Origin of the sequence: Enterobacter cloacae complex sp. 2024EL-00711 (genome assembly GCF_047529885.1) — a bacterium.
Classification (GTDB): Bacteria; Pseudomonadota; Gammaproteobacteria; order Enterobacterales; family Enterobacteriaceae; genus Enterobacter; species Enterobacter ludwigii.
On record NZ_JBLIZC010000012.1, the window covers coordinates 29,883 to 44,328 of the forward strand.

The following is a 14,446-nucleotide window of genomic DNA, read 5'->3' on the forward strand; positions in this document are numbered from 1 at the left end:
GTTGCGCGTTAACGCCTTGCCACCCCTAAAGAGATCCTGAGATGTTGCGACGCCTGGTTATTCTGTTCGTGTTGCTCTGTCCGCTGGCGCAGGCCGCCCCGCAGAGCTATACCATTGATACTGAAAACACCGCCATACGGTTATCCTGGCACGCCTTCGGGGGGATCCTCTCCTGGGCCAGATTCAGTGGCGTCACGGGTTCCGTAACCCTTAACCCGGAGAAGGATATCGATGACCATATTCATGTCACCCTTCCCGTGGCCACCCTGGTTGCCTCAAACAGCCTGCTCACCTGGCAACTGAAAAGCGACATGTTTTTTGAAGCTGAACGTTATCCTGTTATCGAATTTATCAGCTCACGCGTGGTCGCTCAGGGTTCAGGAACGTTCAGGGTGTTCGGAACATTGACCGTACGCGACATTGCCCGCCCGGTCATTCTGGACGCCGTCGTGAAAGATCCGCACGCGCCGGTCCTTACGCTGGATGCGACAACAACCATTTCGCGCGCGGCCTACGGCATGGATAAATTTGCGCTGGTCGTTGATGACAGGATTGCCATCACCATTGCGATTCAGGCTAACGGTATCCCGTCATCCTGAAATCAGGCTTTGCAGCTGCTCTGCACTGCCCCGCAACTGTGGGAGCGGGTTGCGGCCGATCAGCACAAACTGATATCCCGCTTTCTGCCACCACACCAGGTTCATGTCGTGCCGCTGTTCCTGTTGAGCGGCTGTCGTTGTCTGCTCTGTCGGGGAGATGCACAGCGCCATCGGGCCGTAGTCGGCATTTATCCAGGCTATTTGCGCGATAGAGGTGGTTTCATAGCGCAGCATGCGGACCATTTTAAGCTCTGCTCCATGCAGGATAAGCTGTGACGCCTGAAGTTGCAGGCCGATATCCTGCGCTGCCCGTTCCAGCCCACGCTGCAGAACATGCGGCGCGCTGTCCATATCCAGCAATGTCTCTACGCTGTAAAGCGACATGTATTGCGCTTCGAGGTCACGAATATGGGCGTTTTCATCAGACGGTGCGAAAGCGGGTCGCAACCCATATCCCACGCCGGAACCGACCACCAGGAAACTGACCGACGCGGCAATGAGTGCGCGCCGGCTCACGCCAGCCGGGGTAGCGGGCTTCGGATCGGGCAGTTCCGCCAGCCGGGCCTGCATCTTCTCCAGAGGAGCATCATCCAGCATAGCGGCAAACGCACCGGGGTAATCCGCATTGCTTTTCATTAACTCGGCGGTCCGCCCGGAGAGGCGCTCGTCACGTCTCAACTCTTCTTCAAATTTTTGCGCGTCGGCATGACACATCTCGCCATCTATCCATGCCACGATAGCCTCATCGTTATAGGGCGCTGTAAAACGGTGCGCGTTCAAGAGCGTTTCTCCTTAACCGGGGGCAAGGCATCGGCAGACGCTGCCAGCGTTGCCCGTGCCGTCGCCAGTCGGCTCATTACGGTACCGATCGGCACCGCCAGGGTGTTCGCGGCTTCCTGATAGGTAAAGCCTTCGACATACACCAAAAAAACCGTGTTGCGCTGGGCTTCCGGAAGCACGTTGAAGCGCTGCATCACCTTCAGGTAATGCAGGTGCGTCTCATCCTGTTCACGGGTATCCGGCGCCAGAAGCTCGTCGCTGGCGACAAACCCCTGCCCCTGACGAACATGGCGTGCCCGAAGCTCAGAGATCCAGATGGAGTGCAATATCGCAAACAGCCACCTGTCGATACGCGTACCGGGCATGTACTGACTGCTTTTTTCAAGCGCGCGGACGCAGGTGGACTGAACCAGCTCTTCGGCGACATCCCTGTTTCGCGACAACACCAGCCCATAACGCCAGAGACGTGAGAGGTGTGCGGCTAACTGTTGGCGAACCTCACGGGTAGCGATGTGTTTTCCCTCCACGAGAAAATCAGGATTCCGGATGTCCGTTAATGGCAGCCTGCAGGTCACGGTACTCTTCACAGGACTGGCCGCAAATACCGGCAATCACTTTCAGTTGCTCTTTGGCCAGATCCGGACGTCCCTTGACCATCCACGCCTCGCCCAGGTATTCACGGGCTTTGGCATAATCCGGGGCGATAGCCAGCGCACGCTGGTAGTAACCGATACCTTCATCCGTACGACCCAGTTTGCGGGTGGCATACCCGCGATAGTTCCATGCTTCAGCCGTGTTGTTATTTTTTAACGAATCAAGAAGGTTCAGCGCCGCCTGGTACTCGCCTTTTTTAGCAAGGTGATAGGCATAGTTGGTTTTGTCCTGATCGCTAAGGCTGCTGCTCTTATCGGGCACACATTTCTGAGTTGCACTGTCATACACCTGTCCGGACGGACAGTCGGGTGTTTTACTCTCGGTACTATTATCGCCCATCGCCAGCGCGAGAGGAGACAACAGGGAAAAAATCAGCACCGGGATCAAACGCACAGAGGTCGTGTTCATAAAAGGCTCCAGGGTGAAATGGGAATGACGTCAGTAAACGCGTGAGCGATGCATTTTATTCATTCCCGGGCCCCTCTTTTTTTCTCAGAATCATGTTGACGTCGTATCCCCATTAAATGTTGAGCGGGATATTTTATCTTTACTCCCTGTTAGTTATTATTTTTCTCTCCGTAGCAGAATCCCGGCACCGCACAAGAATATATTTTTAATTAATTACCAACATAATATATGTTATATCAAAAACGTTACCCTAACTTAAACGCACATTAAGCCGGCATAAACAATAGCGTTTAACGCCATCCTAAAAAAAGTCCCCTGCTAAATATTTATTCATGGCAAATGATAAAACACCGCATTTTACAAACAAATAAAAAAACAATAAATACAACATGTTATATTTTTAAAATTATAATAGCCAGCTATAAATTAATGCCCCCTTCAATGCTTCATACAGTGTTTACAGATGCTTAATTTGCACATTCAGACTTTTCTGGCTATATCATTTTTATATCGTCAAAACCAATACCTCTATTAATTACAGGGTTTTATACAACACAAAAATACAAATAAACGACATTCTCTCTCATGAGTAATTAGATTCGCTCTGATGTTGCCACTCTGGATTATGGCGGGCATCGTTCGCTCTAAAAAAAATAACGGTGAGTGCTGCGTAAATAACAGCAACTCCGCCGGGGGCGTGCTTTACCTTCCGCAGAGATGGCGCATCTTGCACGCCGTTCACGACAACTCTGCTGGAGTAATACCTAAATGAGCCAAATCTCTGTTATATCGAAACTTACTGGCGTGGAAACTACCACGGAAGGCACACAGGTTACGCTGAGCCATTCCTCTATCGTTGAGCTTCATGTAGAGCGAGCCGATGTCTCCCACTTCGCCCGCAGTGGTAACGATCTGGTGGTCACGCTGCACTCTGGCGAGGTCATTACCCTGAAGAATTTCTACGTCACCGACGCGGAGGGGGTGAGTCAGCTGGTCCTGGAAGAGAGTGACGGTGCGCTGTGGTGGATTGAAGATCCTACCGGGGCTGCTACCTACGAATCTATCGCCTCCACGGACGTATTACTGGCGGCCTCAGGCGGTGATACCGGTGGCGCAGCTATCTGGCCATGGGTACTCGGTGGTCTTGCTGTCGCAGGCGGGATCGCTGTCGCGGCAAGCAGCGGCGGCGGAGGGGGTGGCGACGATGATGATGACAATACGAACCCCGGCACGCCGGGCAATCCTTCCGATCCGGATACCACACCGCCAAATGCGCCTTCCAACCTTCAATTCTCCTCAGATGGTAAAACTGTCACAGGTACTGCCGAACCCGGCAGTACGATTACGCTGAAAGACGCGGACGGCAACCTGGTCGGCACGGGTAAAACCGGTAGCGACGGCAAATTCACCATTGTTCTGGGCACGCCGCTGACGAATGGCGAGCAACTTACCGCCACAGCAACCGACTCATCAGGCAATACCAGCCAGGCCGGACATGTTACAGCACCGGATACCACCGCACCCGATGCGCCCGATATCGTAATAGTGAATGACGACGTTGGCGGAGAAACCGGACCGCTGACTAACGGTCAGCGTACCGATGATGCCCGCCCCACCTTCAGCGGCATCGGCGAAGCAGGCAGTACCATCACCCTGTACGATAATGGTCAGCCGATTGGCACGACCAAGGTTGATGCCAGCGGAAACTGGACCTTTACCCCGGGTACAAATCTCGCTAACGGAAGCCATTCCATTACCACCACCGCGACCGACGCGGCAGGTAACACCAGCCCAGCCTCCGGCGCCGTGACCTTTGTGGTGGATACCGTCGCCCCCACAGCGCCAGCCATCACGCTCGTGTCAGACGATACCAATCCGGTCACCGGCTCGGTCAGTAACGGTGGTAGCACCAACGATCAGCGACCACAGCTTACCGGCACCGCGGAAGCCGGATCTACGGTCACCATTTATGATGGCGGGATCGCGATTGGCACCGCTGTCGTTGCCAGCAACGGCACCTGGACGTTTACCCCTTCGATCAATCTCAGCGAAAGCACGCATCAGCTCACCGTCCGGGCAACCGACGCCGCCGGTAACACCGGACCGGCTTCCCCGGTGTTCACCGTTACCATCGATCTCACCGCACCAACTGCGCCAACCGCCATCGTGCTGAACGATGAAACGGGTGCCATCAAAGGCGCAATTACCTCTGGCCTGTTCACTGATGCCGCTAAACCTGTTCTTGCAGGGAGAGGAGAGCCCGGTGGGACAATTACGATTTTTGATAACGGGGTGCCCATTGCGACCGTTAAAGTTCAGCCCAACGGCACCTGGAGCATCACACCGGACAAACCGCTGTCGGAGGGGGCTCACTCAATAACGGTGCAGGTCACCGACGCTGCCGGGAACCAGAGTGGGTTGTCGCAGCCAATCAACTTCATTGTCGATACCACGCCGCCGGAAACGCCCGACATCACGCTTAATCCGGCAGGCACGCAGATTACCGGCACTGCCGAGCCAAACAGCAGCATTGTCATCACCAGCAGCGACGGCACCATAATTGGCCGGACGACAACGGACGGCAACGGCAACTTCGTTGCCACGTTAACGCCGGCGCAAACTAACGGCCAGCAGATCTCCGTGGTGGCGTCTGATGCTGCAGGTAACCAGAGCACACCTGCGACCGTCACGGCTACGGACACAACCCCTCCTGTCGCCCCCGGCAACCTTCAGGTGGCAGAAAACGGCCAGAGCGTCAGCGGCACGGCGGAGCCAGGCAGCACCGTCACCATTAAAGATCCTAACGGCGCGGTCATCGGTGAAACCACCGCCAACAGCGATGGCACCTTTACGGCGGTTATTAGTCCTGCACAGACCAACGGTGAAGTGCTGACGGTCGTGGCAACCGACGGCAGCGGTAACGCCAGCCTGCCCGCTACAGCCGATGCACCAGATACCACGGCGCCACTGGCTCCGGACAACGTTGTTGTCTCAGATGACGGTACCAAAGTGACAGGTACCGCAGAGCCAGGCAGCACCGTGACCATCCGTGAAAATGGCGTCACGGTTGGCGAGGCGAAAGCCAATGACGACGGCAGCTTCACCGTCACGCTGACCCCACCAAAAGCCAACGGTGAAACCCTGACCGCAGATGCCACCGATCCCGCCGGCAATACCGGGCCAACAACCCCTGCCATTGCGCCGGATATTACCGCCGCGCAAACGCCGGTTATCGTTTCAGTGGACGACGATGCCTCTGCCACTACAGGCCCTGTCGCCCAGAACGGGCTCACTAATGACCGGACACCAACCATAAACGGAACGGGCGAGCCTGGCACAACCATCACGCTCTCCAGCGGCGGCACGGTTATCGGCACGGTACTCGTTCCGGCATCTGGCGTATGGAGCATCACGCCATCCTCGCCACTTGCTGATGGCGGCCACGTGCTGACCGCAACGGCAGTTGACGCCGCCGGTAACCCAAGCGGGCCATCAAATGCCTGGAGTATCACTGTCGACGGTACCGCACCCGAAGTACCGGTAATTTCGCAAGTGGTGGACGATGTTCAGGGAAGTACAGGCGCGCTCACCGCAGGTGCCATCACGAACGATCCAACCCCGACACTTAACGGCACTGCCGAACCGGGCTCAACGGTCACCATTCGTCTGGACGGTGTTGATATCGGCACCGCGCTGGTCGGTAGCGGCGGCGCGTGGACATTTACGCCAGGCACACCGATTGGTAACGGTGAGCATACCCTGACCGCCGTCACCACCGACACGGCAGGTAACATCAGCCTGCCGTCAGGCGGCTTCACCTTTACGGTCGATATCACCCAGCCACCGGCGGCGACCATCACAACCGTAACCGATGACGTCGGTGACGTTCAAGGCCCGCTCACCAGCGGCGACACCACGGATGACACGCAACCGTTGCTGCAGGGCAGCGCGCCGGCAGGTACGGTTATTACGCTTTATGATGGCAATACCCTGCTCGGTACCGCCACACTCGACGGTACCGGCGGCTGGAGCTTCACCCCTACCACCCCGCTCACCAACGGCTCGCACTCTCTGACAGTTCATGCGACCGATACCGCCGGGAATACGACCGTTTCCAGCCCGTTTGTGCTGGTGGTCGATACCGTGGCACCCGCCACGCCGGAGACGCCAGAAATCACCGTGAACCCTGACGGCGGCACAACAGAAACCCCGCTGAACCCGGGAGAGACCACCCGCGATACCACGCCGACGCTGAGCGGCACCGGCAATCCGGGCGATACCGTGACTATCTACAACGGCACCGACAAAATTGGTGACGCCGAGGTGGACAGCAACGGTAACTGGACATGGACACCGGAGATCCCACTGGCCAACGGTACCTACGACATCACCCTGACCGTCACCAACAAGGACGGCGCGGGCAACGAAAGCGCCCCGTCCCAGCCGGTGACCATCACCATTGACACCGACCCGCCAGCTACGCCAGCAGCACCGGTGATTACGGACAGCGTCAGCCAGATAACCGGACCGGTTGCCGACGGGGAAACCACGAACGATCCGCGTCCGGTCCTGAGCGGCACCGGCACGGCGAACGATGTGGTTATTATTTATGACAGCATTAATGGTCAGCCTGCCACCGAAGTGGGTCGCGTCACCGTAGACAGCAACGGCAACTGGAGCTGGCGCCCTGACGCCAGCATTGATGAGGGAAGCCACGAATTTACCGCCACCGCCACCGACGAAGCCGGTAACGTTTCGGCGGCGTCACCGGGGATCACTATCACCGTTGATACCGTGGCACCTGATACGCCTGTCATTAGCGCCGTTGGCGGTAAGCCAGACGGTGGTGTTACCACGGATACGACCCCCGGTGTGGGCGGTACCGGCCCTGCGGGCGAAACGGTCATCGTTTATAACAATGGCGTTGAGGTAGGGCGCGTCGAAATCGGCAGCAATGGCGAGTGGTCTCTCGATCTTCCGACCCAGACTGATGGCCCACTCAACATCACCGTTGCGGCAGTCGATGCTGCGGGTAACGTCAGCGGCCTCAGCCCGGTCTTCACCGTCACCGTTGATACCACTGCGCCAGAAATCCCGCTGATTAACGCGGTGTCTGACAGCCAGCTCACAAGCAATGTGCTTTATACCCGTGACGGCACGCCGACCCTCACGGGCACCGGCGAACCGGGTACCACCGTTATCGTCTCCGTAGACGGTACAGCATCCACGGTGCCGGTAACGGTACAGCCGGACGGCAACTGGAGCTGGACCGCCGACAGCACGCTGGCGGAAGGCCCGCATACCTTCACCGTCTCCGCGGTCGATCCGGCTGGCAATACGTCCGGTAGCTCTGCACCGCTTAGCGTTAACGTCGATACTCTGGATCCGGCTGCTCCCGCGGTTACTGGCATAGCCGCTCAAGGTACTCCATTGACCGGCACCGCCGAAGCGGGGGCTACCATCACTGTAACCGATAACAATGGTAATGTTCTCGGTACAGGCGTAGCCACCGGTGGCACCTTCTCCATCGCGCTCAGCCCAGCCCAAACGGATGGCGCTGTGCTGACGGTGACCGCGACCGATGCCGCGGGCAACCTCAGTCCTGAGGCATCCTACACCGTCACCGGTACGCTGCCGAATCTTCCGGATGTGCCCATCATTACGGCGATTAACGATGATGAAACGCCTGTCACCGGCGACGTGAAAGACAAAACCACCAACGACATTACCCCGACACTCGTGGGTACGGCCGAAGCGGGCAGCATTATCACCATCTACCAGGACGGCATCGCGGTTCCGCTGATCAACGTGATTGCTGATGCGGACGGTAACTGGAGCTATACCCCACTGATTGCGCTGGGTGAAGGGCTGCACACCTTTGAAGTGACCGCGACAGTCGGGCTCTCGACCAGCGGCCGCTCGCCGGTTGCAACCGTCACCGTTGACCTCACTGCACCGGACACGCCGACCATTGGCTCAGTGATTGATGATGTCGGCCCTGGCACTGGTCAACTCACCAACGGGCAGACCACCAACGACAACCTGCCTACCCTTACCGGCTCCGGCACAGTGGGCGATACCATCTCCGTTTACAGCAACGGAACCCTGCTGGGTACCGCACTGGTCGGCAATACGGGGACCTGGGTCTTCACACCGCCCGCGCTGGCGGAGGGCAATAACGTTCTGACCATCCGCGAGACCGATCCCGCGGGCAATGAAAGTGGTCTGTCGACAGGCTTCACCATCGTCGTTGATACGGTTTCCACCACGCCAGCGATCACTAACGTAACGGATAATGTGGGCAATGCTGCCACCACGATTGTGAGCGGCGATCCGACTAATGACGCCACGCCAACCCTTTCGGGGACGGCGGAAGCGAACAGCGTGGTGAAAATTTTCGACGGCGGTACCCAGATTGCCGTGGTCACAGCTGACGGCACCGGTGCCTGGACATTCACCCCTGACACCGCGCTCAGCGAAGGGCCTCACGCCTTCACCGTTACCGCCACCGATCCACAGGGCAACGTCAGCCAGGTGTCTAACGGCTGGAACGTCGTGGTTGACCTGACGGCGCCAACGGTTCCAACGCTGGATACGGTTAACGACAATGCCCCTGGCGGCGTGACCGGCAACCTCACCAGCGGGCAAGTCACCAACGACACCACCCCGACGATCGGCGGCACCGGACAACCGGGCAGTACAATCCATATCATGAATAACGGTACGCAAATTGGCCTTGCGACCGTCGACGGAAGTGGTTACTGGACCTTTACCCCGAGCACGCCGTTGGGTGACGGCAACTATCTCCTTCGCGCCTACGCCACCGATGCGACAGGCAATGCGTCAGCAAACTCGTCGGTCTTTGCCTTTACCGTGGATGCAGCAGGCCCTGCTGCGCCACTGGTCAGTAGTGTGATTGACGACGTCGGCCCGGTCACCGGTACGCTCACTACCGGCAACAGCACCAACGACGCGCGTCCTACCTTCAACGGTACGGGCGAAGTGGGTGCCACAGTGCATATCATTGTGGATGGCAACGAGATTGGCACCGCGGTGGTTAATGCTCAGGGGAACTGGACCTACACGCCTGACACCGCCCTGAGTGACGGGCCTCATGCCATCACCTTCAATGCCACCGATGCAGCTGGCAACACCGGCAGCACGACGGCACCGTTTAACCTGACAGTGGATACGGCACCACCGGCGGCACCGGCCATCACGACCGCGGGAGACAACGCAGGCAGCGTACAGACGCCGCTGACTTCCGGGCAAAGTACCGACGACACCACGCCAACGTTGACGGGCACCGCGGCAGCCAACGCCACGGTGACCATCTATGAGAACGGACAGCCGGTCGGCACCGCGCTGGCGGATGGCACCGGAGCATGGAGCTTTACGCCGTCATCAGCGCTGAGCAATGGCAGCCATACCTGGACCGCGACCGCGACCGACGCGGCGGGGAACGTCAGCCCGGCTTCGCCTGGCTTTACGCTGGTTGTTGATACCAGCGCCCCCAATGCGCCGGTTATCAGCCAGGCCGTTGACGATGCGGGCAGCATCACCGGCCCGCTCAGTTCAGGACAGACGACCGACGACACCGTGCCACGGCTTGTCGGGACCAGTGAACCGTTTGCGACTGTGAATATCTACGAAGGCACAACGCTTGTCGGAACGGGCACCGCGGATGTCAGCGGCAACTGGAGTATCTTGCTCACGACCACCTTAGCCACGGGCGCGCACAGCTTCACGGCGCAGGCCACGGATGCAGCGGGTAATACCAGCGTTTCGTCAGCGGCCTTTAGCCTGACTATCGACACGACGCCGCCAGCCCTGCCGGTGCTGAGCAGCATTGTGGATGATGTGGGCAATGCGGCTACACCGATTGCCAATGGCGGATTGACTAACGACGCGCAGCCTACCCTCACGGGTACGGCGGAAGCGGGCGCCACGGTGAAAATTTTCGATAACGGCGTCCAGATTGGTAGCGCGGTCGCGACAGGCGGGGCATGGAGCTTTACCCCTTCTCCGGCGCTGAGCAACGGGTCACACAGCCTGACCTTTACCGCCACCGATGCCGCGGGCAATACCAGCGCCCCGACCACCGCCTATGTGATCAACGTGGATGCCGCCGCGCCAGCTGCGCCGGTCATCAGTGCGGTTGTCGATGATGTCGGCAGCATCACCGGACCGGTAACCGGCAATAACCCGACTAATGACGCGCGTCCAGCGCTGAACGGGACCGCCGAAGCCAACGCGACGGTGCGCATCTATGACGGCACGACGCTTGTCGGCACGGTCACCGCCGATGCGAACGGCAACTGGACGCTACCGCAAACCACCACCACACTGACGGAAGGCACGCATAACTTCACCGCCACCGCCACCGATGCCGCGGGCAACACCAGTACGCCATCGGCCACCACCACCATTACCGTGGATCTGACTGCACCGAACGTGCCGGCAAGCCTTGCCGTGATCACCAACGGTACGCACGTCACCGGGACCGCCGAAGCGGGTAGCACCGTTACCATCACCACCAGTACCGGAACAGTGCTCGGTACCGCGACGGCTGACGGCAGCGGAAACTTTAACGCGACAATCACGCCGGCCCAAACCAACGGTGAATCACTGCTGGTCTATGCCACCGATAAGGCGGGTAACGCAGGTGTCAGCACGTCGGTGATTGCCCCTGCGACGCCGGTGCCGAACGCACCGCTTATCACCACCATCAACGATAACGTCGGCACCGTCACCGGTAACCTGACCAACGGTAAAACCACTGACGACACCACGCCAACCCTGAGTGGTACGGCCCTGCCAGGCACCACCGTCACGCTGTATAACAACGGCGTGTCGATGGGAACGGCAGTGGCAGATAGTTCAGGCAACTGGACCTTCACCACCCCGGCGTTAAGCGAAGGTTCTCACGCCTTTACCGCCACGGCGACGAACAGTTCGGGCACCAGCCCGGTCTCTTCCGCCACCAGCGTGGTTGTCGATCTGACGGCACCAACGGCCCCAACCGGAACCTTTAACGCTGACGGTAGCGTATTGACCGGTAACGCGGAGGCAGGCAGCACCGTCTCTATCCGTCTTGGCGATGGCAGCACGGTGACCACAATCGCGGGCAGCAACGGCACCTACAGCTATACCTTCCTCAATAAACAGACGGAAGGTCAGACGCTGCAGATCACCGCCACCGATGCCGCAGGTAATACGTCGCAGCCCGGCTCAGCCCTCGCACCGGTCGTCCCGCTCTCCGCCAGCAATAACGTCGAAGAGCTGGATATCAGCACCACGGCCACCGTCACCAACAGCCAGTACAGTGATTATGGCTTCCTGCTGGTGGGTGCCGTAGGCAACGTCCTCACGTTGCTGGGTAATGATACTGCCCAGGTGGACTTCACGGTGGGCAGCGGCGGCAATGCGGATATTGTGGTGAACGCCAATGCCACGGGGGCGGTGCTTTCCCTGCTCAATACTCTTGAGCTGGTGGTACAGCGCTGGGACAGCGTCAACGGTACCTGGACTACCGTGGTGGATACCGGACAACCCCAGTTTGCCGATCTGCTGACCCTCGGGGCCACCGGCGTATCGCTGAACCTGACCGGGCTGGCGAACGGCGACTACCGGGTGCTGAGCTATAACACTAACCTGCTGGCGACCGGCTCCTACACCAGCCTCGATGTGGCGGTGAAAGAAACCAGCGCCGGTACCGTGACGGGCGACACCAGCCTGAACGGTAACGTAATTCTCGACGCCGACCCGACCGCGGGCAGCGACAACGCCCCGGCAGGGACCACGGTCTCTGCTGTCACCAACGCACTGGGTGTCACCACCAGCGTGAACGCCGACGGCACGGTTGTTCAGGGCCAGTACGGTACGCTGACCATTAACCGCGATGGCAGCTACACCTACAACCTGACCGACACCAGCGCCTCGGTCGTGGGCCGGACAGATAGCTTCACCTACACCATTACCCATAACGGCGTCAGCGCGTCGGCGAACCTGGTACTGTCGCTGGGTGCCGGTACTACCGCTAACGGTATTGTGGCGGTGGATGACACGGCTTCGCTGACCTTTGACACCTCGGTCCATGAAATCAATAACGGCACCTCGTCGCAGGGCGGCTTTACCGTGGTGGGGATCAATCTCGGCAACACGCTGGGGCTGAACCTGCTGGACGATCTGAGCAATCCGATCATCTATAACGTGGAGGAAGGTACCACCCGCACCATGACCATTCAGGCTTCCGTGGGCGGTGTGGCGCTGGCGTCGGTATTCGACCTGTATGTCTACAAGTTCAATAACGCGACGCAGACCTTCGAGCAGATGCGCGTCGAACCGGGCTGGCTGCGTGCGCCGTTGCTGGGCGGTACCTCGTCTCAGCTGACGCTGAACCTGCCTGCCGGGGAGTACCTCTTCCTGCTGAATACGGCTGCAGGGATCACCGCCCTGACCGCCTACACGCTGAACGTGCTGGAAGATCATGTCTACAGCGTGTCGAGCGTGGGCGAGACCACCACCGGAGATGTGCTGGATAACGATGTCGCAACCGGCGCGGTGGTATCAGAAGTGAACGGCGTGGCGGTGAACAGCAGCGGCCTGACCGACATTCAGGGGGAATACGGCACGCTGAGCATCAATGCGTCCGGACAGTACACCTACACCCTGAAAGCCGGTGTGGGTGCTGACGCGATCAGTACGCCGGATACGTTCGTCTATACCATCACCGCACCAAACGGGGCGAAGGATACGGCATCGCTCAACATCACCCCAACCGCGCGGGCGATGGATGCGGTCAACGATGTCAGTACCGCGATGGACGTCACCTCAGTGCATCACACGACGACCTACTCGGATACCACCGTCGGGACGGCCAGCTGGACAACCGCGCTGCTGTCATCAACCCAGGGCAGCGGGAGCGGAACCTTCGTGGTGGATCCGAACACCGCGCTGCATAACGTGTCGCTGCACTTTAACGTGGCATCTCTGCTGGCATTGGGCGGCCTGACGGTGAACTGGTCAATCAGTGACGGTTCGAATGTTGTTCGCAGCGGCTCCTTCAGCGGCGGTTCGCTGTTGGGTGGCAATATCGACATCGCGCTCTCCGGGCTGGACCTGAATGCCGGAACCTATACGCTGAGCTATACCGGTAGTGTACCGGGGCTCAGCGTGGGGAACATTACCATTACCCCAAGCGTGAACGGCACCACCTACTCGCTGACCCAGTTCGACTCTACCAGCGGCCACACCGTTGACGGCAACATCTTCGATGGCACCGACTCTGCCGGGGCGATGGATCAGTTGCACTCAGTGGATACCCGCCTCAGCGTGACCGGCTACAACGGCGTGACCACCACGCTGGATCCGTACACCGGCAGCGCAACGGTCAACGTCGTCGGCCATTACGGCACGCTGGCAATTGCTGCGGACGGCCACTACACCTACACCCTCAACACCGGGGTGTCGCTCTCAACCATCACCTCGAAGGAGACCTTCAACTACACCCTGACAGATGCCGACGGGAAAACAGACAGTGCCACGCTGACCATCAATATGGCGCCGCAGTTCATCAGCTCGGAACATAACGACGTCATTACCGGCACCGCCTACGGCGACACCCTGATTTACCAGGTGCTGAACGCCACCGCAGGCAACGCCACCGCGGGCAACGTCAGCAGCACTGCCGGCGATCACTGGACCAACTTCTCGCTCACGCAGGGGGACAAAATCGATATCGGCGATCTGCTGGTGGGCTGGAACGGGAGCAGCTCAACGCTCGGTAATTATCTGCATGTTACTAATAGTAATGGCAATACCGTGATCTCCATCGACCGTGATGGTTCAGGGAGCACCTACACTAATACGACGCTCGTGACGCTGGATAACGTCCAGACCACCTACGACGAGTTAGTGAACCAGCAACACATCGTTACCTGATAGCACCTGCACAAATGACCCGGGCGCACAGCGCCCGGGCATAAACAATAAAGCAGTACATT

General features: G+C 58.9%; 5 protein-coding genes. 2 read left to right on the top strand and 3 right to left on the bottom strand.

Annotation, left to right across the window (positions count from 1 at the left end; translation table 11 throughout):
- Positions 1 to 41 precede the first annotated feature (41 nt).
- Positions 42 to 599, top strand: coding sequence for a YceI family protein (locus ACMVME_RS21590; protein ID WP_068794935.1), 558 nt, complete (start codon positions 42 to 44; stop codon positions 597 to 599).
- On the opposite strand, the gene ACMVME_RS21595 is transcribed toward ACMVME_RS21590, so the two are convergent.
- The 3 genes from ACMVME_RS21595 to ACMVME_RS21605 are packed head-to-tail and all read right to left on the bottom strand — an operon-like array spanning position 591 to position 2,441.
- Positions 591 to 1,379, bottom strand: coding sequence for an anti-sigma factor family protein (locus ACMVME_RS21595; RefSeq protein WP_014171280.1), 789 nt, complete (start codon positions 1,377 to 1,379; stop codon positions 591 to 593). The genes ACMVME_RS21590 and ACMVME_RS21595 overlap by 9 nt on opposite strands.
- Positions 1,376 to 1,906 carry a sigma-70 family RNA polymerase sigma factor gene (locus ACMVME_RS21600; RefSeq protein ID WP_081308096.1) on the bottom strand — a complete coding sequence of 177 codons (531 nt, stop codon included), beginning with the start codon at positions 1,904 to 1,906 and terminating at the stop codon, positions 1,376 to 1,378. The genes ACMVME_RS21595 and ACMVME_RS21600 overlap by 4 nt, the downstream gene beginning before the upstream one ends.
- A 7-nt stretch (positions 1,907 to 1,913) precedes the next feature.
- A complete protein-coding gene (locus ACMVME_RS21605; protein ID WP_032678808.1) occupies positions 1,914 to 2,441 on the bottom strand; it encodes a tetratricopeptide repeat protein in 528 nt (175 codons plus the stop codon).
- A 768-nt stretch (positions 2,442 to 3,209) separates the two neighbouring features.
- On the opposite strand from ACMVME_RS21605, the gene ACMVME_RS21610 reads away from it, so the two are divergent.
- Positions 3,210 to 14,384, top strand: coding sequence for a BapA/Bap/LapF family large adhesin (locus tag ACMVME_RS21610; protein WP_068794937.1), 11,175 nt, complete (start codon positions 3,210 to 3,212; stop codon positions 14,382 to 14,384).
- Positions 14,385 to 14,446 lie beyond the last annotated feature (62 nt).

Coding starts and splice junctions, on each gene's coding strand:
- ACMVME_RS21605 (WP_032678808.1), bottom strand. CDS start 2,441: ATGAACACGACCTCTGTGCGTTTGATCCCGGTGCTGATTTTTTCCCTG.
- ACMVME_RS21610 (WP_068794937.1), top strand. CDS start 3,210: ATGAGCCAAATCTCTGTTATATCGAAACTTACTGGCGTGGAAACTACC.
- ACMVME_RS21590 (WP_068794935.1), top strand. CDS start 42: ATGTTGCGACGCCTGGTTATTCTGTTCGTGTTGCTCTGTCCGCTGGCG.